19 protein-coding genes and 1 riboswitch are annotated in these 20,212 nt (G+C 69.0%); of the genes, 8 read left to right on the forward strand and 11 right to left on the reverse strand.

Annotated features, from left to right (window positions below):
- The first annotated feature begins 63 nt into the window (after window positions 1-63).
- The 3 genes from AC5P5W_RS11385 (at window position 64) to gph (ending at window position 2,514) form a co-directional block, all read left to right on the forward strand.
- The gene (locus AC5P5W_RS11385) at window positions 64-993 is read left to right on the forward strand and encodes a LysR family transcriptional regulator (RefSeq protein ID WP_014645815.1); all 930 of its coding nucleotides are present in this window, start codon (window positions 64-66) and stop codon (window positions 991-993) included.
- The gene (locus tag AC5P5W_RS11390) at window positions 990-1,781 is read left to right on the forward strand and encodes a class I SAM-dependent methyltransferase (RefSeq protein WP_014645816.1); all 792 of its coding nucleotides are present in this window, start codon (window positions 990-992) and stop codon (window positions 1,779-1,781) included. The genes AC5P5W_RS11385 and AC5P5W_RS11390 overlap by 4 nt, the downstream gene beginning before the upstream one ends.
- A gap of 64 nt (window positions 1,782-1,845) precedes the next feature.
- Window positions 1,846-2,514 (forward strand): phosphoglycolate phosphatase, encoded by a 669-nt coding sequence (gene gph, locus AC5P5W_RS11395; RefSeq protein WP_049441337.1) that lies wholly within the window; start codon window positions 1,846-1,848, stop codon window positions 2,512-2,514.
- Between the two features lie 93 nt (window positions 2,515-2,607).
- Here gph and btuB read toward each other — a convergent pair whose 3' ends face one another.
- On the reverse strand, window positions 2,608-4,449 hold the full coding sequence (gene btuB / locus AC5P5W_RS11400; RefSeq protein ID WP_111205891.1) for a TonB-dependent vitamin B12 receptor: 1,842 nt from the start codon (window positions 4,447-4,449) through the stop codon (window positions 2,608-2,610).
- Between the two features lie 115 nt (window positions 4,450-4,564).
- Window positions 4,565-4,787: riboswitch (cobalamin riboswitch) on the reverse strand.
- Window positions 4,788-4,929: 142 nt separating this feature from the next.
- On the opposite strand from btuB, the gene AC5P5W_RS11405 reads away from it, so the two are divergent.
- Window positions 4,930-5,508 (forward strand): histidine phosphatase family protein, encoded by a 579-nt coding sequence (locus tag AC5P5W_RS11405; RefSeq protein WP_049408270.1) that lies wholly within the window; start codon window positions 4,930-4,932, stop codon window positions 5,506-5,508.
- Window positions 5,509-5,599: 91 nt separating this feature from the next.
- Here AC5P5W_RS11405 and AC5P5W_RS11410 read toward each other — a convergent pair whose 3' ends face one another.
- Both AC5P5W_RS11410 and AC5P5W_RS11415 read right to left on the reverse strand, forming a co-directional pair.
- Entirely contained in the window at window positions 5,600-5,962 is a 363-nt protein-coding gene (locus AC5P5W_RS11410) for a TfoX/Sxy family protein (protein WP_014645820.1), read from the reverse strand.
- On the reverse strand, window positions 5,959-6,441 hold the full coding sequence (locus AC5P5W_RS11415; RefSeq protein ID WP_014645821.1) for a GAF domain-containing protein: 483 nt from the start codon (window positions 6,439-6,441) through the stop codon (window positions 5,959-5,961). Before AC5P5W_RS11415 ends, AC5P5W_RS11410 begins: the two co-directional genes overlap by 4 nt.
- Window positions 6,442-6,509: 68 nt before the next feature.
- Between AC5P5W_RS11415 and bioD the strand changes: the two genes are divergently transcribed.
- Window positions 6,510-7,193, forward strand: a complete 684-nt coding sequence (bioD, locus tag AC5P5W_RS11420) for a dethiobiotin synthase (protein WP_041864050.1) — start codon at window positions 6,510-6,512, stop codon at window positions 7,191-7,193.
- A gap of 75 nt (window positions 7,194-7,268) precedes the next feature.
- On the opposite strand, the gene AC5P5W_RS11425 is transcribed toward bioD, so the two are convergent.
- The 4 genes from AC5P5W_RS11425 to msrB form a co-directional block, all read right to left on the reverse strand.
- Complete coding sequence (locus AC5P5W_RS11425; protein WP_014645822.1) at window positions 7,269-8,717, reverse strand: aminotransferase-like domain-containing protein; 1,449 nt, start codon at window positions 8,715-8,717, stop codon at window positions 7,269-7,271.
- A 242-nt stretch (window positions 8,718-8,959) separates the two neighbouring features.
- On the reverse strand, window positions 8,960-9,697 hold the full coding sequence (gene msrA / locus AC5P5W_RS11430; protein WP_032959274.1) for a peptide-methionine (S)-S-oxide reductase MsrA: 738 nt from the start codon (window positions 9,695-9,697) through the stop codon (window positions 8,960-8,962).
- A 14-nt stretch (window positions 9,698-9,711) separates the two neighbouring features.
- Window positions 9,712-11,481 carry a cytochrome c biogenesis protein DipZ gene (locus AC5P5W_RS11435; protein ID WP_049441331.1) on the reverse strand — a complete coding sequence of 590 codons (1,770 nt, stop codon included), beginning with the start codon at window positions 11,479-11,481 and terminating at the stop codon, window positions 9,712-9,714.
- A 2-nt stretch (window positions 11,482-11,483) separates the two neighbouring features.
- On the reverse strand, window positions 11,484-12,056 hold the full coding sequence (gene msrB, locus AC5P5W_RS11440) for a peptide-methionine (R)-S-oxide reductase MsrB (protein ID WP_197575083.1): 573 nt from the start codon (window positions 12,054-12,056) through the stop codon (window positions 11,484-11,486).
- Between the two features lie 144 nt (window positions 12,057-12,200).
- Here msrB and AC5P5W_RS11445 point away from each other — a divergent pair, with 144 nt between their 5' ends.
- Together AC5P5W_RS11445 and AC5P5W_RS11450 are read left to right on the forward strand one after the other, a co-directional pair.
- On the forward strand, window positions 12,201-12,920 hold the full coding sequence (locus AC5P5W_RS11445) for a response regulator transcription factor (RefSeq protein WP_014645826.1): 720 nt from the start codon (window positions 12,201-12,203) through the stop codon (window positions 12,918-12,920).
- Window positions 12,917-14,386, forward strand: coding sequence for a sensor histidine kinase (locus AC5P5W_RS11450; RefSeq protein ID WP_032959213.1), 1,470 nt, complete (start codon window positions 12,917-12,919; stop codon window positions 14,384-14,386). The genes AC5P5W_RS11445 and AC5P5W_RS11450 overlap by 4 nt, the downstream gene beginning before the upstream one ends.
- On the opposite strand, the gene AC5P5W_RS11455 is transcribed toward AC5P5W_RS11450, so the two are convergent.
- Complete coding sequence (locus AC5P5W_RS11455) at window positions 14,383-15,729, reverse strand: ATP-binding protein (protein ID WP_197575085.1); 1,347 nt, start codon at window positions 15,727-15,729, stop codon at window positions 14,383-14,385. The two genes, AC5P5W_RS11450 and AC5P5W_RS11455, sit on opposite strands and share 4 nt — an antisense overlap.
- Entirely contained in the window at window positions 15,726-16,415 is a 690-nt protein-coding gene (locus AC5P5W_RS11460) for a winged helix-turn-helix domain-containing protein (protein WP_014645829.1), read from the reverse strand. Before AC5P5W_RS11460 ends, AC5P5W_RS11455 begins: the two co-directional genes overlap by 4 nt.
- A gap of 349 nt (window positions 16,416-16,764) precedes the next feature.
- Between AC5P5W_RS11460 and asnB the strand changes: the two genes are divergently transcribed.
- Entirely contained in the window at window positions 16,765-18,666 is a 1,902-nt protein-coding gene (asnB, locus tag AC5P5W_RS11465; protein WP_053496209.1) for an asparagine synthase (glutamine-hydrolyzing), read from the forward strand.
- Between the two features lie 692 nt (window positions 18,667-19,358).
- Here asnB and AC5P5W_RS11470 read toward each other — a convergent pair.
- Together AC5P5W_RS11470 and queD are read right to left on the reverse strand one after the other, a co-directional pair.
- Window positions 19,359-19,706, reverse strand: coding sequence for a phasin family protein (locus tag AC5P5W_RS11470; protein ID WP_014035870.1), 348 nt, complete (start codon window positions 19,704-19,706; stop codon window positions 19,359-19,361).
- 118 nt (window positions 19,707-19,824) lie between these two features.
- A complete protein-coding gene (gene queD, locus AC5P5W_RS11475) occupies window positions 19,825-20,187 on the reverse strand; it encodes a 6-carboxytetrahydropterin synthase QueD (protein WP_014645831.1) in 363 nt (120 codons plus the stop codon).
- Between the last annotated feature and the right edge of the window lie 25 nt (window positions 20,188-20,212).

Here is a 20,212-nt window from a genome sequence, read left to right on the forward strand (position 1 = left end):
AGGCCGCTGCAGTCGCTCGAAAAACAGCGTATAACGCGCTTGTTTGTTGCATGGATCGAGCATATGGACCGATTGACCGCCATGACCGTGTTCGTCGAGGTGGCCGAGCGCGGCAGCCTGACCGCGGCGGCAGAGGTGCTGGACATGTCGCGGGCGATGGTCAGCCGCTACCTGGCTGAGGTCGAGGGCTGGCTGGGCGCACGCCTGCTGCATCGGACCACGCGCCGGGTCAGTCTGACCGGGCCCGGCGAGGCGGCACTGGCGCGCTTCCGGCAGATGCTGGCGATCGGCGAGGAACTGCAGGGCGAGCTGGCCAGCGATGATCCGGAGCCGCATGGCACGCTGCGGGTGACTGCCAGCGTGTCGTTCGGGCAGAGCCACCTGGCGCGGGCGGTGGCCGGCTTTGTTGCGCGCCATCCGGCGGCACGCATCGAGCTGCTGCTGGTCGACCGCACGGTCAACCTGGTGGAGGAGCGGGTGGACCTGGCCGTGCGCATCGCGCGCCAGATCGATCCCAGCCTGATCGCGCGGCGGCTGGCCACCTGCCGCTCGGTGCTGTGCGCGACGCCGTCCTACCTGCAGGCACGCGGCACGCCGACTGCTCCCGAGCATCTGGCCGCGCACAACTGCCTGACCCACCACTACGTCGGCAAGAGCCTGTGGCAGCTGCACCGAGACGGCCGTTCACTGTCGGTGGCGGTGGGCGGCAACATCAGCGCCAACGAGGCCTCGCTGCTGCTGGAGGCGGTGCGGGCCGGTGCCGGTATCGCCATGCTGCCGACCTACCAGGTGGCGCCGCTGCTGCGTACCGGCGAGCTGATCGAACTGCTGCCCGAATTCAGCCTGGACGAACTCGGCATTCATGCCGTGTACGCGTCACGGCGACAGCAGCCCGCTATCATGCGGCGATTCCTGGACTACCTGGCCGAGTGTTTCGCCAGCCCGGCCTTCCAGGATCTGGATTGGCGCCCACCGGGCAAGGAGAACACATGAACCATGGACAGGCCTTGATCGACCACAACCGTGCTGCCTGGGACCGCCAGGCCAGCGAAGTGCGCGAATGGTCGCGCCCGGTGGAAAGTTCAACCATTGCCGCCGCGCGCGAAGGCCGCTGGCAGGTGCATCTGACCCCACGCGCGCTGCCATTGGACTGGCTGGGCGATGTGCGTGGCCGCCGCATCCTGTGCCTGGCCTCGGGCGGGGGCCAGCAGGCACCGGTGCTGGCCGCTGCGGGCGCCGACGTCACCGTGTTCGATCTCTCCGACGGGCAGCTGGAACAGGACCGCAGCGTGGCGGCGCGCGATGGCCTGCAGCTGCGCACGGTGCAGGGCGACATGCGCGACCTGCACGTATTCGCCAACGACAGCTTCGACGTGGTGTTCCATCCGATCTCCAACCTGTACGTACCCGACGTGCGCCCGGTGTGGACCGAATGCCGCCGCGTGCTGGCGCGCGATGGCATGTTGATGGCCAGCTTCTACAACCCGGTGCTGTTCGTCGGCGCGCGCGATCCGCAGCTCGATGCGCAGGGCCTGATCCGGCCGCAGTACGCCATTCCCTATTCGGACCTGGAAGACCTGCCCGCCGCAGAACGTGAGGCGAAACTCGGCCGCGGCGATGCGCTGACCTTTGGCCACAGCCTGACCGAACTGATCGGCGGGCAGCTGGATGCGGGGTTCGTCATCGATCGCTTCATGGAAGACTGGCAGCCGCAGCCGCGCTTCCTGATCGACCGCTACCTGCCCACGTTCCTGGCCACCCGCGCACGCCGGATCGGTTGAGGCGGATCGGCGCAGAAACCAGCGGCGTACAATGGGCGGCCCCACGCCGTGCAGGTGCCGTCCCTTGTCGTATCCCTATCCGCTGGTCGTGTTCGACCTTGATGGCACGCTGGTCGACAGCGCAGCTGATATCGCCGAAGCACTGAACCGCACGCTGGAAGACATCGGCATGGCACGCGTGCCGGAAGCCACGGTTCTGGGCTGGATCGGCGACGGTGTGCGCCGCCTGGTCGAGCAGGCCGTGCATGCCGCGGGTCGTGAGGTCGACCTGGCCGAAGTGATGCCGGTGTTCATGGTGCACTACCGTGAGTGCCTGCTGCGCAGCCCGCGCCTGTTCGATGGCGTGGCCGAAGCGCTGATGCAGCTGCGTGCACGCGGTGTTCCGCTGGCGATCTGCACCAACAAGCCCGAAGCGCTGGTGCCGCCACTGCTGCAACACCTGGGCATTGGTGATGCGTTCGCGCTGGTACTGGGCGGCGATTCGCTGCCGCAGCGCAAGCCCAGCGGTGAGCCGCTGCGGCACATCGCTGCGCACTTCGGGCTGGCGGTGGATGCCTGCCTGATGGTGGGTGATTCGTTGACCGACTACCGCGCCGCCGAAGAGGCAGGCATGCCGATCGCACTGGTGCGTTACGGTTATCCGCGTGGCCTGGACCTGGCCACCGCACAGGCGGTGGCGGTGATTGACGACCTGCGTGAGTTGCCGGGGTTGGCCGCGGGCGTTCGGGTGTAGAGCCGAGCCCACGCTCGGCTGCTTCATTGCGTGAGCCGAGCATGGGCTCGGCTCTACAGTAGATCGGCGCCGGGCGATGCCCGGCGCGCGCCTTCATTTCGGCTGGTAACGCACGCTCAGCTGGTATTCGCGGCCGGGCTGGTTGAACCACGCCACCGTCTCGTAGCGGCGGTCGAACACGTTGGCGGCACGTGCCAGCAGCGACCACGCCGGCGTCAGCGCGTACTCGGCGCGCAGGTCCAGCGTGCCGTAGCCACCGACCTTCACCGCGTTGGCGGCATCGTCATAGCGCTTGCCCGCACCCTGCACGGTCAGGCCGGCGCGGAAATCGCCGAAGCGGCGGTCGACGTCCAGGCGCGCGGTCTGCTGTGCACGGCGCGGCAGCCAGTTGTCGAACTGGGTGCTGCCATGGGTGCGGTTGCGCGGGTCGGTGTAGCTCAGCTGCGCGTTGAGGTCGAAGCCGGCCAGCAGCACGCCACCGGTCAGTTCGGCGCCACGGATGCGCGCCTTCTCCACCTGCTGCATTTTCATCGTGGACGCATCGTAGGTGATCAGGTCATCGATGCGGGTCTCGTACACGTCCAGGCCCCAGTGCCAGCCCTGGCCCTGCTGCGAAACACCGAGGTTGGCGCTCTTGGACTTCTCCGGCTTCAACGTCGGCACGCCGCTCCACGGGTCGTACAGGTCGCTGAAGGTCGGTGCCTTGAAGGCGGTGCCGTAGCTGGCATTGACGCGCAGGCCGTGGTCCAGCTGCATTGCCCAGCCGAGACTGCCGGTGGCGTGGTTGCCGAACTGCTGGTTGTCGTCGTTGCGTGCGCTGGCCTGCAGCTGATGGCGGCCGAAGCGGCCCTGGTACTGCACGAACACGCCGGTGTTGCGACGGCTGTCGACGAGGTAGCCCGCGCTGCTGCCGTCCAGGTTGTCTTCGCTCCAGTCCACGCCGGTGCTCAGCAGCTGGCTTCCGGTCAAGGTGAAGTCACCCTGCAGCGAGGCGCTGTCGCGGTGGGTCTGCGCGCTGCCGCGTGCGCCGAAGTCGCCGAAGTTGTCCGATTCGTTGTCGCTGCGGCCGACGTTGGCGGTGAACGCCAGGCGCCCGGACGGGGTGTAGCGCACCTTGCCGGCCAGCACCTGCTGGCGGGTTTCCGAGTAGTTGTAATAGCCGTCGTAGTGGTTCCTGCCGTCGGCGCGCAGCGCACTGCCTTCCACATTCCACTGGTCGTTGAAGGTGTAGCCGCCACGCAGGCTCTTGGACAGGTTGCGGTAGCCGTCGCGGTCGGGTTCGTCGGCGAAGCAGCCGGTGAACAGCGTCGCCGAGCCACGGCAGGCATCGACGCCATCGGAATGCTGGTAGGCGATGTCGGCGCCGAACCAGCCGCGTTCGGTGCCACCTCCGATGCCGCCGCTGGCTTCGCGCAGGCCGTTGCTGCCACCACCGAGCTGGAAGTGCGGAGCAAAATCGCCCTGGTTGCGGCGGGTGAAGATCTGGATCACGCCACCGATGGCGTCGGCGCCGTACAGGCTGGACTGCGGGCCGCGCACGATTTCCACGCGTTCGATCTGCGCCAGCGGCAGGTCCTGGTACATGGCCAGGCCGAGGTCGGCACTGTTGATGCGCACGCCATCGACCAGCACCACGGTGTGGCCCGAGTTGGTGCCGCGCAGGAACAGCGAGCTCTGCTTGCCGAGCCCGCCGGCATTGGTCAGGTTGATGCCGGCGCGGCCGCGCAGCAGTTCCTGCAACGAGGTGGCCTGGCTGGATTCGATCTGCGCGCGGTCGATCACCTGGGCTGGTGCGATGCTGTCCTGCAGGGCGATCGGGGTGCGGGTGGCGGTGACCAGGATCTGGTCGAGCGCGGTGGTGTCATCGGCGGCCTGGGCCAGCGCGGGCAGGGCGGCCAGCACGGCCAGGGACAGCATTCGGGACTGCAGCTTCATGGGGGACTCCAGGTGCCACGCACGCCCGCGTGGCGAAGGGGAGGAGCCGCGAAGGCAGGCATGCGCCGACGCCGCAGCGCAGGCTGCGGTCATCCAGCGCCATGCCCACCGCACCGCGACCTGAGGCTTCCGGGCCGGTCTCCGGGCTTGCCGCCGGGTGGCGCGAGGCCACCGTCCAGGCGCCTTCCCATGCCTGCGGCACAGTGGCGTTGTTGCCTGGAACTGACGTGCTTACCGTTGCGGGGGCAGCGCCGGCCTGGCGTGGATTCACGCGTCACCGGCTTCCCGTTTCAACCTGCCGGCCGTGGCCGCAGGTCACCTGGAAGTGCGCGCAGTCTACGGCATCGCAGGCGGCCCGTAGCGTCGAGCGTACCCGACTGCCTTTGCTGTGCCCTTAGAATGGTCCCTCGATCCCGTGGTGCCGTTGCCGATGTCCGCCCGTTTTCCGCTGTTCCCGCGTTGCCTGTACAGGACGCACGCATGATCCTCGACCTGGTCCGCCATGCCGGCAACGGTCGCGATGAGTTCCTCGATGGCCGCAGCGATCCACCGCAGCTGGCCCGCCTGCCGCAGGAACTGGTCGACGCCTACGCTGCGCAGCCCTGGGAACGGGTGATCAGTTCGCCGCGGCTGCGCTCGCTGCACACGGCGATGGCCCTGGCCACCCCGCGCGGGCTGGACGTGGAAGCGGAGGAGGAATGGGAAGAGCTGGATTTCGGCGATTGGGACGGGCAGTCGCTGTTCGACCTGCCGGAGGATGCACTGGCGGCCTTCCATGCCGATCCGCATGCATTCCCACCGCCCAACGGTGAAAGCTGGGGCCACTTCGAGCGGCGTATCGCGCGCGCGCTGGATCGACTGCTCGATGATGACGACCCGGTGCCAACGCTGGTGGTCAGCCATGGCGGCCCGCTGCGCATGGTGCTGTCGCAGGTCTGCGGCCTGCCGATGTCGCTGTGCTGGGCACTGCGCATCGACCACGGCACGCGCCTGCGGGTACGGCTGGAACGTGGCGAAGCCGGGCTGGCAGGCGAGCTGCTGGAACTGCAGCAGCCGTAACCCATCGGTAGTGCCGGCCGCTGGCCGGCAGTCTCAGGAACGTTGAAAAGACCACGCAGTTGCCGGCCAGCGGCCGGCACTACCGGTGCAGTCAATCCTCGTCCGCATCCTCGGTCACGCTGTCTTCCGCGTCATCGTCGGCATCGAAGCGCTGCTCATGCACCGGACCCGACGCCGGGCCGGCCGCCTTCAGCGGATGCGCGGCGATGCGTGCTTCGTAATCCTGCACCAGCGCCTCACGCTGCGGCTCGCTCAGTTCCTGCCAGTGGCAGTCCAGCAGCGCGCCTTCCAGCGAGTACAGCAGGTTCAGGCTGGGCTTGAAGCCGGCGCGCTTGACCTTGACGAAGGCGCCGACTGCGCCGGTCGCAACCAGGTCCTCGCGGCTGCGCAGGCCGACCTGGCGCAGCCACGCTGCACTCTTGGGGCCGATGTTGCGCAGCTTCGGTGCGCTCATCCCAGCGCCTCGACGAACACGCGGGCGATGGCTTCCAGGCCGGCCTGGTCATCGGCATCGAAGCGGCCGATCTTCGGGCTGTCGATGTCGAACACGCCGATCAGTTCATCGCCGCGCAGCAGCGGCACCACCAGTTCCGAACGCGAGGCCGAATCGCAGGCGATATGGCCGGGGAAGGCATCGACGTCGTCCACGCGCTGGGTCACGCGCTGGCTGGCGGCGGCACCGCACACGCCCTTGTCCAGCGGGATGCGCACGCAGGCCGGCAGGCCCTGGAACGGGCCGACCACCAGCTCCGTGCCGTCGTACAGGTAGAAACCCACCCAGTTCAGGTCGGGCAGGGCGTGGTAGACCAGTGCGGAGAGGTTGGCCGCGTTGGCGATGCGGTCGGACTCGGCGTAGACCAGGCCACGGGCCTGTTCCAGCAGCTGGGCGTATTGTTCCGGCTTGCTGCCGGTAAGCGAGGCATTGGCGAACATGCCCGCAGTCTAGCAAGCGCGCCGGGCCGGCGATAATGCACGCTCTGTTGCCCTGTTGGAGCCCATCGATGCCGTTGCCCGCTACGCTGCCGCCCGCCCTGTTCATTACCGGCACCGATACGGAGATCGGCAAGACCGCGGCCAGCACCGCGCTGCTGCAGGCGCTGCGCCGGCGCGGCCTGCGCGCGGTGGGCATGAAACCGGTGGCCAGCGGCAGCGAAGACCTGGGGCAGGGCCTGCGCAACGAAGACGCGCTGGCGCTGCAGGCGGCCAGCTGGCCGGTGCCGGACTATGCCGATCTGAACCCGTATGCGCTGCGGCAGCCGCTGGCACCGGAGCTGGCCGCTGCCGAGGACGGCGTGCGGGTGGAACTGGCGCCGATCGTGGCTGCGTTCGCGCGACTGCGCGCACAGGCCGACATCGTGGTGGTGGAAGGCGTCGGTGGGTGGCTGGCGCCGGTCTCGGCCACGCTGGACCAGCTGGACCTGGTGCGAGCACTGCAGTTGCCGGTGCTGCTGGTGGTGGGCATGCGGCTGGGCTGCGTCAACCATGCGCGGCTGACTGCGCAGTCGCTGCAGGCCAGCGGCGTGCAGTGCCTGGGCTGGATCGGCAACCACATCGACCCGGCGATGCAGCGCCAGGATGAGAACATCGCCACGTTGCAGCAGCGCCTGCCGATGCCGTGCTGGGGACGGCTGCCGCATCTGCCGGGTGCGGATGGCGAAGCGCTGAGCGCGCACCTGCTCGAGTGATCCTGGGTAGTGCCGACCGCTGGCCGGCAACCGCATCCACCCGGTGATCCCGATGTTGCCGGCCAGCGGCCGGCACTACCGTGCTGCGGCCGCCAGCTCCCGCGCGATCGCGCCCAGTCGTTCCACCGCGCCAATGAAGCGCGCATCCAGGGTCTGGCAGCACGACAGCCGCAGGCAGTGGCGGTATCGCGCGCCACGTGAATAGACCTGGCCGGGCATGAACACGATGTCCTCCTGCAGCGCTCGCTCGAACAGCTCGCGCGTATCCACGCCCGGCAGTTCCAGCCACAGCAGGAATCCGCCCTGCGGTTCGGTGGCGCGGGTGCCGGCCGGGAAGTGCTCGGCCACCAGCTGGCGCAGCCGTCCCACCTGTTCGCGGTATAGCCGGCGCATGCGATGCAGGTGGTGCTCGTAGCTGCCCGCTTCCAGATACGCCGCGACCGCGTCACCGAGCAGCTGCGGCTCGCCGCCGGTGGACTGGAATTTCAGCAGCGCGATGCGCTCGGCGAAGCGGCCGCCATCCAGCCAGCCGATGCGGTAATCCGGCGCCAGTGTCTTGGAGAAACCTCCGACCACCATCACCCAGCCGTCGCGATCGAAGGCCTTCAGCAGGGGCGCCGGCGGTTCGCAGAACTGCAGCTCGGCGTACACCGCGTCCTCGATCAGCGGCAGCTGCCGTGCGTTGACCAGCTCGGCCAGGCGCTGCTTGGCGGCGGTCGGCATGGTGCAGCCGAGCGGGTTGTGCACGGTCGGCATCACCACCAGTGCGGCCAGCGGTGTGTGCTGCAGCAGCGCGTCCAGCGCATCCACATCCAGTCCGTGCTGCGGATGGGTGGGCAGCTCGATGGCCTGCAGGCCGAGGTTGGCCAGCAACGGATACAGGTTGAAGTAGGACGGCGCCTCGATGCCGACCGCATCACCGGGCTGGGTGACCGCGCGCAGCGCCAGCTGCAGGCCCTCCATCGCACCATGGGTCAGCAGCAGGCGTTCGCTGTGGGTGTGCAGCCCCATGCGCGGGCCACGCCGCACGATCTGCGCCAGCAGCCGTGGCGAGCCGTTGGGGCGCGCGTAGGTCTCCACCGTCTGCTGGCCGTGGCGCAGCACCTGTGCGGTATGCCGGGCCAGCTGCGCGCCCGGATAGAACTGGCGCCCGCGCGGACCGGCAAAGGCCAGGTCGATCACACCGGGGCGGCGCTGTGCTTCCAGCACGCGGGCCATCAGCACCTGCTGCAGTGGTGCGGTGGGTGCGGACGGGGTATCACGCAGCGAACGCTCTGGCACCGACAAGCGCGGCGCCACCTCGAAGCCGGCTTTGGGCCGCGGAATGACCAGGCCGGCGTCCTCCAGCTGGCGATAGGCGGCAATCACCGTGTTCAGGCTGAGCCTGCGCTGCAGGGCCATCTGCCGCAGCGAAGGCAGGCGGCTGCCAACCGGAAGGCGTCCGCCGTGGATGGCCTCGGCCAGCTCGTCGGACAGCCGTTGGTAGCGGGGTGGGATCATCGCGCTCTGGTCATCTGTATCCATCGAATTTCCCACCATCTGGTGCTGTACCCATGATGATGGCGAGCCTAGCATGTCGTTGTCGGCCGGGCCTGATCGGGGCACGGCCGATACTTCCCAAACGCACGGCTGGATGGCCGTGCGTCTTTTTCTGTGTGTAGAGCCGAGCCCATGCTCGGCTGCACCTCCGCCAACAGCAGCCGAGCGTGGGCTCGGCTCTACAGAGAGCACCGCCGAGCGTCGGTCAGCCCAAGGGGGAATGCCGGCTACCGCATCGGCACCAGCACCGCCTCGCGCCGGTACAGCGCCGGGAACTGCCTGCCCAGCGCGGCCAGCTTCGGTGCGTCGTAGTAGCGGATGTAGGCCGCCTGCGGGTAGTTGGTCATGTAGTTCTGGTGGTAGCTCTCGGCCGGGTAGAAGCGCTGGCCGCTGACCAGCTGGGTGACGATCGGCGCGCGGTAGCTGCCGGCCTGGCCGAGCTGGGCGATGTAGGCGCGGCTGGCAGCCTGCTGGCGTGCGTCGTCACTGAAGATCGCCGAGCGGTATTGGCTGCCGTGGTCCGGCCCCTGCCGATTGAGCTGGGTCGGGTCGTGCACCACCGAGAAGAACACCTGCATCAGCTGCCCGTAGCTGACCTGGCGCGGGTCGTAGTCGATCTTCACTGCTTCGGCATGCCCGGTCTGGCCACCGCTGACGCGCTCATAACGCGCATTGGCCGCACTGCCACCGATGTAGCCGGACACGGCATTGCTCACGCCCTTGACGTGCTGGAACACGCCCTGCACACCCCAGAAGCAACCACCGGCGAACACCACGCTGGCGTGGCTGGCGTCATCGCGGAACGCCGCATCGCCGGTGGGGGCCGGCAGTGCCTGGATCTGCGCGCTGGCCTCGACCGGCGCCGCAATCGCGCCGTGGTCAACCAGCAGCACACCGGCAATCAAGGCCGTGGCCACCAGGCCGGCCACACCGGCGGCGATGCCCTGTTCAAAGGAGAGTTTCATCATGTCCTCCCGGTTCAACCGAAGGTGAAGGCATAGGCCTGCACGCCCGCATCGAGGAACTCGATCTCGAAGCGATGCGGGCCAACTGCGCCGCGCTGGCGCACCAGCTGGTACAGGCGGTGCTCGTCGACCACGCCACTGCCATCGGCACCAACATCACTGCCGGCATCGGTGGCGGGCAGCGCTTTGCCGTCCAGCCAGACGCGGAAGCGCACCGGCCTGCCGTCCTCGCTCGGTGCCAGCACCAGGTGCAGGTCGCGCGCATGGAACTGGAAGGCGATGCGGCCGCCGGCCTGCTGCAGCTGTGCGGCCTCATCGGTGACGGTCCAGCGCCCGGACAGCCCCCACTGGTTCAACGCCAGGGTGGCCGGCAGCGTGTAGTCGAACGCGGCGTCGCTGTGCTGCCCGCCGGGCGAGGCGAACTGCTCGGCGCGGGCGTGGCCCAGGTAGGTTTCCGGCGAACGCAGGTTGCCCATGTCGGCCTGCACGGCCACGCCCTTCAGGCCGGCGGCAGCGGGATCGGCCGGTGGCGGCAGATTGGTCTGCCCGGCTTCGGTCAGCAGGCGACGGATCATCTGTTCCGAGCGCGCATAGTTGCCCTCGCCGAACTGGTGGCCGCGGATGTTGCCCTGCGCGTCGACGAAGTACTGCGCCGGCCAGTAGCGGTTGTTGAAGGCGCGCCAGATCGTGTACTGGTTGTCGAGCGCCACCGGGTACTCGACCTTCAGCTGCTGCACCGCTTTCATCACGTTGCGTGGGTCACGCTCGAAGGCGAACTCCGGCGTGTGCACGCCGACCACCACCAGGCCGTGGTCGCGGTAGCGTCGCTCCCATTCGTGCACGAACGGCATCGCGCGCAGGCAGTTGATGCAGGAATAGGTCCAGAAATCGACCAGAACCACCTTGCCGCGCAGCTGCTGTGCACTCAGGGGCGGGCTGTTGAGCCAGCCAGTGGCACCGTCCAGCGCGGGCAGCGTGCCTTCCACCGGCAGCGCTGCATCGGCACCGGCATTGGCGCCGGCCATCATCATCATCGGCGGTGCCGCCGGCTGCGCGCCGGGCACTGCATCCAGCAGGCGTTGCTCGATACGCGCGGTGCTGACCGTGGACAAGCGGGTCAGCAGGCCGGTATCCCAGCCGAGGCCGATCGCCACGACGGCCAGCAGCGCGGCCACACCCAGCACCTTGCGAAGTGCATCGCCGAGGCCGAGCCGCGCCTGCATCGCGCGGAACACCCGGCCGCCGATCCACACCGCCAGCGCCAATGCGGTGATCGCACCCAGTGCGTAGGCCAGCAGCAGCGCACTGGTACCGACGCTGGCGCCATGCAGGGCGGCGCCGGTCAGCACCAGACCGAGGATCGGCCCGGCACACGGTGCCCACAGCAGGCCAGTGGCGATGCCGATCAGCAGCGAGGTCCACGCGCCGCCGTGCCCCGCGGCATCCGCCGCATCGGCGCGCGCACTCAGGCGGGCACCCACGCGCTGGAACGGCGCCAGCAGGTGGTCGGCCAGTCGTGGCCAGAGCAGGGCGACCGCGAACAACGCCATCAGCAGCAGGGCGACCCAGCGTCCGACCTGGTTGGCCTGTGCCACCCATTGGCTGCCCACCGCGGCCAGGCTGGCGACCACGGTGAAGGTGAGCGCCATGCCCAGCAGCAGCGGCAGCGTGCTGCGCAGGAACGGGCGATCGGCACGCGCGAACACGAACGGCAGCACCGGCAGGATGCAGGGGCTGAGCAGGGTCAGCGCGCCCCCCAGATAGGCAAGCAGCAACAGCAGCATCGTCAGGCTCCGGAAGCAGGGGAAGAACCGACCGGCACCCGCCAGCCGTCGGCAGTGCCATCCGTGGCGCCGGGAACGAACACCATCGCCGCACCGTTCATGCAGTAGCGCAGCCCGGTCGGGCGTGGCCCATCGTTGAACACATGGCCGAGATGGCCGCCGCAGCGGCGGCAATGCACCTCCACCCGCAGCATCCCGAAGGTGACATCGCGGTCTTCGCCGATGGCGTTGTGCAGGGGGGCCCAGAAGCTGGGCCAGCCGGTGCCACTCTCGAACTTGGTGGACGAGGAGAACAGCGGCAGCGCACAGCCGGCGCAGGCGAAGGTGCCCTGCCGGTGTTCCTTGTTGAGCGGGCTGCTCCAGGGCCGTTCGGTGGCCTGCTGGCGCAGCACCGCGTACTGCGCTGGGGTCAGGCGCTGGCGCCAGTCGGCATCACTGTGCATGACCTCGAACTGTCGCGACGGGCCCGCTTCGGCGGCGGCCGGGGCGGCGCGGCTGCAGGCCCCCAGGCCGAACAGGCCGGCGGCGGTGGCGACACCGCCCAGGCCCAGCAGATGGCGGCGGGAGAGGGACATGGCGGACTCCGGGAAGGGGCGACGGGGCCATGCTGCGCCCGCCCGGGTCAACGAATCCTCACGCAGGATTCAATTTTTCGTGAGGTATCGGCGGCCGTCCCGCGCCACAATGCAGCCAGCCTCCCCACTGGCCCCGAGCTGCCGATGTCGACCAAACGCGTGCTGATCGTTGAAGACGATGCCCACATCGCCGACCTGCTGCGCATGCACCTGGGTGATGAGGGCTACGACGTCGCCCATGCCGCCAGCGGCGATGCCGGCCTGCGCCTGCTCGAGCAGGACGGCCCGTGGGATGCGCTGGTGCTGGACGTGATGCTGCCCGGCGTGGACGGGCTGCAGGTGTGCCAGCGCGCGCGCGCGATGGCGCGGTATGTCCCGATCATCATCATCAGCGCGCGCGGCAGTGAAACGCAGCGCATCGTCGGCCTGGAACTGGGCGCGGACGATTACCTGGCAAAACCCTTTTCGATGCCGGAACTGGTGGCACGGGTACGTGCGCTGCTGCGCCGCGCCGAGGCGATGGCGCAGAGCGCGCGCATCGATGCCGGCGCGATCGAGCTGGGTGGGCTGCAGCTCGATCCGGTCGCGCGCACCGCTTCGGTGGATGGCAACACGCTGGAACTGACCCCGCGCGAGTTCGACCTGCTGCTGTTCTTCGCCCGTCATCCGGACCAGGTGTTCGCGCGCATGGAACTGCTCAACCAGGTCTGGGGCTACCAGCACGATGGCTATGAGCACACGGTCAACACCCACATCAACCGCCTGCGCAGCAAGATCGAACCCGACCCGGCCAACCCACGGCGGTTGCTGACGGTGTGGGGCCGCGGCTACAAGCTGGTCGACCCGGCCGGGGCGGCGGCATGATCAAGCCGAACCTGTGGCAGAAGCTGGCGGTGGTGACCGCCGCGCTGATGCTGATGTGCTGCATGGCGCTGCTGGCACTGCAGATGCGTGCCAACACCCGCCACGAGCAGGAAGTCGTGCAGCGGCTGTCGCTGGGCCTGGCCGAACACATCGCCCAGCGCAGCGAACTGATGGACACCAGCGGCATGCGCGATGCGGCGGTGCGCGCGCTGTTCGGCCAGCTGATGGCGGTCAACCCCAGCGTCGAGGTCTACCTGCTGGACGACCAGGGCCGCATCCTCGGTCACGATGCACCCAGTGGACATCTGGTGCGCAACCGGGTGGACGTGGCGCCGTTGCGTCGCCTGCTGGCCGGTGCACCGTTGCCGATCCTCGGCGATGACCCGCGCAGCGCCGATGGCCGCAAGGTGTTCAGCGCTGCACCATTGATCGTGCAGGGCCGGCCGGCCGGCTATGTGTACGTGGTGCTGGTCGGCGAGCACCGGCAGATGCTCGCCGACGATCTTGCCGCCGGCAGCCAGTGGAACACCACGCTGTGGTCGGTGGTGCTGGTCGGCAGCCTCGGCCTGTTGGCCGGGCTGGTCGCGTTCTACTGGGTGACGCGTCCGTTGCGGCGGCTGACCCGGCGGATCCAGGCCTTTGACATCGATGCGCCGACGCCGCTGCCGCCGCCGGAGCCGCTGCGCGCTGGTGAGCGCGACGAACTGGTGATCCTGGAACATGCGCACGCGCAGATGGCGCAGCGGCTGGGCGAGCAGTGGCAGCAACTGCGCCAGCAGGATCTGCAGCGCCGTGAACTGGTCGCCAACATCTCGCACGACCTGCGCACGCCGTTGTCGTCGCTGCACGGCTACCTGGAAACGCTGGCGTTGAAGGACGCCACGCTGTCACCGGATGAGCGCCGCCGCTATCTCGGCATTGCGCTGGCACAGAGCGCCAAGGTCGGCCGGCTGGCGCGCGCGCTGTTCGAACTGGCGCGGCTGGAGCACGGCGAAGTGCGGCTGGAGTGGGAAGTGTTCGCGCTGCCGGAGCTGCTGCAGGACGTGCTGCAGAAGTTCGAACTGGCGGCACAGGCGCGTGGCCAGCAGCTGCACGCGGCGTTTCCGCCCGGCCTGCCGCTGGTCCGTGCGGACCTGGGCCTGGTCGAGCGGGTGCTGACCAACCTGCTCGACAACGCGCTGCGCCATGCACCCGAGGGTGGCCAGATCGAGGTGCGCCTGCGCGCGACCGCCGACAGCGTGGAGGTCTGCGTCGCCGATGATGGCCCCGGGGTAGCCCCGGCGCTGCGTACCCAGCTGTTCCAGGCACCGGCCGCGCTCGGCGCGCGGCGTGGCGACAACGGCGGATTGGGCCTGTTGATCGTGCAGCGCATCGTGCAGTTGCATGGCCGCCGCATCGAACTGCGCGACAGCGAACGGGGCGCGCTGTTCGTGTTTGCCTTGCCGCGCGCGGAAACGGCGGTCTAGCAGGCTGCCTCGGCCTCCACGACACCGCCGGTTTCCAGCGGCAGGTGCAGGCGGATGCAGGCGCCGCCCAGCGCCGAATCGGTCACCTCGACCTGGCCGCCATGCTTGTCGGCCACCACCTGCACCAGCGCCAGCCCGAGGCCGAAGCCGGGGCTGCCCGGGTCCAGCCGCACATAGGGTTGCAGCACCTGGCCGCGCAGTTCCGGTGCAATGCCGGGGCCGTCGTCCTCCACCTGCAGGCACAGCCAGCCGTCATTGACCGTGCTGGCGATGCGGATCTGCCGACGCGCGTAACGCAGCGCATTGCCGAGCAGGTTGCGCAGCGCCAGTTCCAGCATGTGCCGGTTGACGTTGACCAGGCCCACCGGCGACAACGCCTGCTGCACCGGCATCGGCAACGGTGCGAACTGGGCCACCACGCCGCGCACCAGCGCCGCCAGCTGCAGGCGCTGGCGGGTCAGCTGATGGCAGCGGCCCAGTGCGGCGTATTCGACGCCGGCATCGGTGAGGTGCTGCAGCCGATCGACGTCGGTGCGCAGCCCGCCCAGCGCATCGCGCTGCACATCGTCGAGCGCAGTGTCTTCCAGGTCGGCCAGGCCGAAACGCATCCGTGCCAACGGCGTGCGCACCTCGTGCGCGACCGCCTGGGCCAGCACGCGCTGGCTTTCCAGCAGCTGCTGCAGCTGCTCGGCCATGTGGTTGAAGGCGTTGGCCAACGGCCGCACCAGCGCGGTGCCGGCGCGCGGCGCGCGGGTATCCAGCTGGCCGTCGCGCATCTGCCGCGCCGCCTGGGCCAACTGCGAGACGTCGCGCCACAGCCGGTACACCATCACGTACATCGGCAGTGCCACCGCCACCATCAGGATCAGCAGCAGGATCGCCACACCGGATACTTCGCTGTCCTGCCAGCCTTCGTCCGGCAGCGCCTCGTCCAACGGGCCCAGCATCACGGCGTAGTCGCTGTCGCCGATCCGCTGCAGGCTGCGCATGTGCTCCAGATCGATCTGTACGCGGCCGTTGTTGAACGGCGGGCGCTGGCTGGCCGGCAGCGCCTTCACCGCCTCGGCCAGCGGCACCATGCGCAGCGCATAGGCGAAATCGGCGTCGAGTTCGCGCGCCAGTGCCGGCCACTGCTCGCGCGGGGTTTCGGCGAAGCGATGCTGCAGCAGCGCGTGCGTGCCGCGCATCTCGGCCTGCAGGCCGGCTTCGGTGCGGTCTTCCAGCAGGGCGTCCCAGGCCCACAGGCCCAGCACGATCAACAACAGGTGGGCGACCAGGAAACCGATGCCGTAGCGCAGAAAGTGGAAGGCGTGGCCGCGCATCGCCGACGGTGTGCGTTTCATCCCCATGCCGAGCGGCTGAACAGGTAGCCGCGGCCACGGACGGTCTTGATCCGTTCCGGCTGCTCCGGATTGTCGCCCAGCTTGCGGCGCAGGCGCGAGATGCGGGCATCGATTGAGCGGTCCAGGCCATCGAAGGCGATGCCACGCAGGCCGCGCAGCAGCGCGTCGCGGTCCAGGATCTGGCCGGCATTGCTGGCCAGCAGGAACAGCAGGTCGAACTCGGCGGTGGTCAGCTCCAGCAGGCTGCCCTGCAGGTGCACGTTGCGGGTGGACGGGTCGATGCTCAGCTCGCCGAAGCGCAGGCTGCCGTCACGCGGTTCGACCCGGCGGTGGCGGCGCAGGTGGGCGCGCAGGCGGGCCAGCAGCACCCGCGGTTCGATGGGTTTGCCGATGTAATCGTCGGCCCCCAGTTCCAGGCCCAGCACCTGGTCGATGTTGTCGGTACGGGCGGTCAGCACGCAGATGATGCCGTCATAGTGGGGCCGGATCTGCCGACACACTTCGAAACCATCCTGGTCGGGCAGGCCCACATCGAGCAGCACCAGGGCCGGCTTCTCCGCCAGGATCCGGGCCACGGCGCGCTCGCCGCTGCGCTCGTGGGCCACCTGGTAGCCATGCCGTTGCAGGTAGTCGCTGACCATCGTTCCCAGGCGGGCATCGTCTTCGACCAGTACGATATCCAGCATTTCCAAGGCCTCCGTGGGCGCAAACGTACCGCCACGGCACGAGCGCGGCGATGCTATCCCAGCCTTCGGGCCGCCCGGGTCCCGGGGGCGGGCGCCATTCAGCCGGGGTTGCTGGCGCGCGGGCCGGGTCTCAGTCCCGGCAACAACTTGGCGGCCAGCATAGCCTGTTGCTGTTACAAAACGTTACCTTCGTGATACGGCTGGTGACGATCGCTGACAGCAAAGCGACTGACGCCGCGCGCCCCCGCGCCGAGCATGGAGTCTCCTCCGCTCCGCGTGCCGTCCCCATGTCGCCCGCCGCCCCCTGCCTGCCGAACCTGTCCCGCCGCTGCCAGTGCGGAGGCTTCCGATGAGCGGCGTGGTCGGGGCCTGGCTGCCGCCCGCCGAGGATGAGCAGCTGCTGCAGCAGCTGGCCCCGATGCTGCGCGCGCTGCAGCAGCGTGGGCGTGGCCGCATCGGCTACTGGACCGACGCCGAGGCCGGCCTCGCGCTGGGCCATTGCCGGGCGCCGACCGATACGCCGTTGCAGCCGCTGAGCTCGGACTGCGGTCGCTACGTGCTGTGCCTGGACGGCCGCCTGTACAACCGCGGCGACCTGCAGGCGCAGCTGCGCGATCTGCCCCGCAGTTGCAGCGATGCGCGGCTGCTGCTGCAGGCGATCGTCGAATGGGGCGTGCAGCGGGCGCTGTCGCGCATCGAAGGCGCCTTCGGTTTCAGCGTCTGGGACCGGGAGTCGCGCGTGCTGTGGCTGGCCCGTGATCCGGTGGGCGAGCGGCCGCTGTATTACGGCTGGTACCAGGGCCAGTTCCTGTTCGCCTCGGAGTTGAAGGCGCTGCAGGCATTCGCCGGCTTCGCGCCGAGCATCGACCAGGATGCCCTGAGCCTGCTGCTGCGCCACGACTATGTGCCGGCGCCGCACACCATCTACCGTGGCATCCACAAACTGGTGGCGGGCGCGATGCTGCGTATCGATCTCAGCGACCATGCCGCGGGTTGCTCCAGCCAGGCCGCGCAGGGCGGCGCGCGTTACTGGTGCGCACGCGACGCGATGCAGAGTGCACTGCAGGAGCCGCTGCAGCCGGCGCCGAGCCTGGAACAGGCCACCGACCAGCTTGAAGCGGTACTGCAGAAGGCCATCGCCTCACGCATGCACTCGCCCCTGGCGTGCGGCGCGTTCCTGTCCGGCGGTACCGACTCCTCGCTGGTGACGGCGATGATGCAGGCACAATCGACCCTGCCGATCGAAGCGTGGACGGTCGGCTTCGACGATCCGGGGCATGACGAGAGCGACTGGGCGTCGCAGGTCGCGCGCCATCTGGGCGTGCAACACCACCTGCATCGCATGGACGCGCGCCAGGGCCTGGACCTGCTGCAGCGCCTGCCGCAGGTCTGGTGCGAGCCCTTCGCCGACGCCTCGCAGCTGCCGACGCTGCTGGCCAGTGAACTGCTGGGGGCGCGCAAGCCGGTGGCACTGACCGGTGACGGTGGCGATGAACTGTTCTTCGGCCACCCCAGCTATGGCCGCGCGCTGCGCAATGCGCGCCTGTGTGGTGGCCTGCCGGACTGGGTACGCGACCTGGCGCGGCGCAGCGGCAACCGCATGAACGTCGAGCGCGGCCGCCTCGGTGGTTGGCGCGCCCTGGTGGCCGAGGTGGCTGCCAATGATGTGGAAGGCCACTACCTGCAGCGCGTGACCCGCTGGCGGCAGCCGGCGCAGGTGGTGCTGGGTGCGCGCGAACCGGTGACGATCTTCCAGCAGCAGGACACGGCGCTGCCGGCCGAGGCGCGCATCCAGCTGCTGGATTTCCGCATGGACCTGGCCGAGGGCATCCTGGCCAAGGTTGATCGCGCGGGCATGGCGGCGGGTGTTGAAACCCGTGCACCGCTGCTGGACATGGAGGTGGTGCGCCTGGCCTGGCGGCTGCCGCAGCACCTGAAGTACCACGATGGCGAGCACAAGCTGATCCTCAAGCACCTGCTGGCGCGCTATCTGCCGGAACCGCTGGTGTACCGCCCCAAGCGCGGCTTCGGCCCGCCGATGGCGCGCTGGCTGGCTGGTCCGTTGCGCGACTGGGCGGAGGCGCTGCTGGATCCGCAGCTGCTGCGCAATCAGGGCTGCTTCGATGTGGCACGCGTGCGTGGTATCTGGGAGGCGTTCCTGCGGGGCGAGCGCAAGTGGCACACGCACCTGTGGAACGTGCTGATGTTCCAGGCGTGGCACCAGCACTGGCATGGTGGTCGCGGGCGCTGAGCCCTTCCTGCATCGCGTGCGGCGGGTTCATTCTGCGTGGCGCCGGGCGGAGGCCCTTGCGTACGAATGTCCTCCGGCGCCGGCCGTTGGCCGTCACCTCCCCCTTTACTTCGTACGCAAGGGCCTCCGCGCGGCGTTCGGAGTTCGCCGGCGCCTCCTTGAAAGGCGGCCGCGAGCGCTGTGATCTCCTCGCCGGAAGCCGAGCCTCGTCGGGGCGGGCAGGGCCCATCGGTTCGCGGCGGATCAGGACGAAGACATGCGTGTGGCGGATGCATTCTGCGCGGCGCAGGGCGGAGACCCTTGCGTACGAATGTCCCCCGGCGCCGGCCGTTGGTCGTCACCTCCTCCTTTACTTCGTACGCAAGGGCCTCCGCCCTGCGTTCGGAGTTTGTCGGCGCTTCCTCGAAAGGCGGCCGCGCGTGCTGCGCTCTCCTCACCGCACGCCGAGCCTCGTCGGGGCGGGCAGGGGTCTGGGCAAAGTAAAGGAGGAGGTGACGGCCAACGGCCGGCGCCGGGCGACATTTGCCCAGACCCCTGCCCGCCCCGGCGGGGCCCTTCAGCCTGCAGAGACGTCGCACGAAGACGCGCTTCGGTATCCAAACGACAGGCAAAAAAAGACCCGGCAGAGGGAGGGATCTGCCGGGTCCGGATTGCGTGGGGGGAGGGACCCACGCAATGAGTGTTGCGTCGCGTCAGTGGTTGTTCGCGTCCGCCGTTGATTCGTTGTAGCCCTGCACCAGCTCGGACCAAGCCTTGCTGGCCTGCAGGCCGAGACCGACCACGTCCTGCTGGGCCTGGCCCAGCCGCTGCAGGTTGTCCTGCCACAGCTGCGCGCCCTTGGAGAGCGTCCCGGCCGCATCCTCGCCGCGGGCCAGTTCACCCAGCCAGCCGCCGGTCGCAGTCAGGTTGCGCTCCATCACCTTCAGCTGCACGCCGAACATGCTTTCCGCGTTCTCCAACGCCAACCGGTTCGCACGCGTTGCCGCGGCGGCGAGCTGGCGGGTGGCATCACTGAAGCGATCGCTGAAGGCGGCGGCCATGGGGGGCGTCAGGGAGTGGCTTGATGCATTGCAGCATACGCCCTTGATGCGGCAATGCAACAAAAATAACAAAGGCGCCCAAGGCGCCTTTGAAACACCTTTCAGATCAATGGGTTGATCAGGCAGTGGGGCCGCGGTAACGGCACCCCGACGTGCAGGTTTCGTGCACGGTGATCTCGCTCAGCGCCGGCAGGCCGGGCTTGAGCTCGTTCCAGATCCACACCGCCAGGTTCTCGCTGGTCGGGTTCTCCAGGCCGGGGATGTCGTTGAGGTAGTGATGGTCCAGGCGATCGTAGATCGGCTGGAAGGCCGCCTTCACGTCACCGAAATCCATGATCCAGCCGGTCTGCGCACCCGGCTCGCCCTCGACCTTCAGTTCCACCCGGAACGAGTGGCCGTGCAGGCGCGCGCACTTGTGCCCCGGCGGTACGTTGGGGAGGCGGTGCGCCGCCTCGAGCATGAAGACTTTGAAGATTTCCATGGCGCAATTGTACGCCGCAGGTGGC

It is taken from the genome of Stenotrophomonas sp. YJH_SMC_123 (assembly GCF_059368215.1).

What these genes read in the sequence shown, in the direction of transcription:
- AC5P5W_RS11385 (WP_014645815.1), top strand. Translation starts at nt 64, where the DNA reads ATGGACCGATTGACCGCCATGACCGTGTTCGTCGAGGTGGCCGAGCGC.
- AC5P5W_RS11390 (WP_014645816.1), top strand. Translation starts at nt 990, where the DNA reads ATGAACCATGGACAGGCCTTGATCGACCACAACCGTGCTGCCTGGGAC.
- btuB (WP_111205891.1), bottom strand. Translation starts at nt 4,449, where the DNA reads ATGAAGCTGCAGTCCCGAATGCTGTCCCTGGCCGTGCTGGCCGCCCTG.
- AC5P5W_RS11405 (WP_049408270.1), top strand. Translation starts at nt 4,930, where the DNA reads ATGATCCTCGACCTGGTCCGCCATGCCGGCAACGGTCGCGATGAGTTC.
- AC5P5W_RS11410 (WP_014645820.1), bottom strand. Translation starts at nt 5,962, where the DNA reads ATGAGCGCACCGAAGCTGCGCAACATCGGCCCCAAGAGTGCAGCGTGG.
- AC5P5W_RS11415 (WP_014645821.1), bottom strand. Translation starts at nt 6,441, where the DNA reads ATGTTCGCCAATGCCTCGCTTACCGGCAGCAAGCCGGAACAATACGCC.
- bioD (WP_041864050.1), top strand. Translation starts at nt 6,510, where the DNA reads ATGCCGTTGCCCGCTACGCTGCCGCCCGCCCTGTTCATTACCGGCACC.
- AC5P5W_RS11425 (WP_014645822.1), bottom strand. Translation starts at nt 8,717, where the DNA reads ATGGATACAGATGACCAGAGCGCGATGATCCCACCCCGCTACCAACGG.
- msrA (WP_032959274.1), bottom strand. Translation starts at nt 9,697, where the DNA reads ATGAAACTCTCCTTTGAACAGGGCATCGCCGCCGGTGTGGCCGGCCTG.
- AC5P5W_RS11435 (WP_049441331.1), bottom strand. Translation starts at nt 11,481, where the DNA reads ATGCTGCTGTTGCTGCTTGCCTATCTGGGGGGCGCGCTGACCCTGCTC.
- msrB (WP_197575083.1), bottom strand. Translation starts at nt 12,056, where the DNA reads ATGTCCCTCTCCCGCCGCCATCTGCTGGGCCTGGGCGGTGTCGCCACC.
- AC5P5W_RS11445 (WP_014645826.1), top strand. Translation starts at nt 12,201, where the DNA reads ATGTCGACCAAACGCGTGCTGATCGTTGAAGACGATGCCCACATCGCC.
- AC5P5W_RS11450 (WP_032959213.1), top strand. Translation starts at nt 12,917, where the DNA reads ATGATCAAGCCGAACCTGTGGCAGAAGCTGGCGGTGGTGACCGCCGCG.
- AC5P5W_RS11455 (WP_197575085.1), bottom strand. Translation starts at nt 15,729, where the DNA reads ATGAAACGCACACCGTCGGCGATGCGCGGCCACGCCTTCCACTTTCTG.
- AC5P5W_RS11460 (WP_014645829.1), bottom strand. Translation starts at nt 16,415, where the DNA reads ATGCTGGATATCGTACTGGTCGAAGACGATGCCCGCCTGGGAACGATG.
- asnB (WP_053496209.1), top strand. Translation starts at nt 16,765, where the DNA reads ATGAGCGGCGTGGTCGGGGCCTGGCTGCCGCCCGCCGAGGATGAGCAG.
- AC5P5W_RS11470 (WP_014035870.1), bottom strand. Translation starts at nt 19,706, where the DNA reads ATGGCCGCCGCCTTCAGCGATCGCTTCAGTGATGCCACCCGCCAGCTC.
- queD (WP_014645831.1), bottom strand. Translation starts at nt 20,187, where the DNA reads ATGGAAATCTTCAAAGTCTTCATGCTCGAGGCGGCGCACCGCCTCCCC.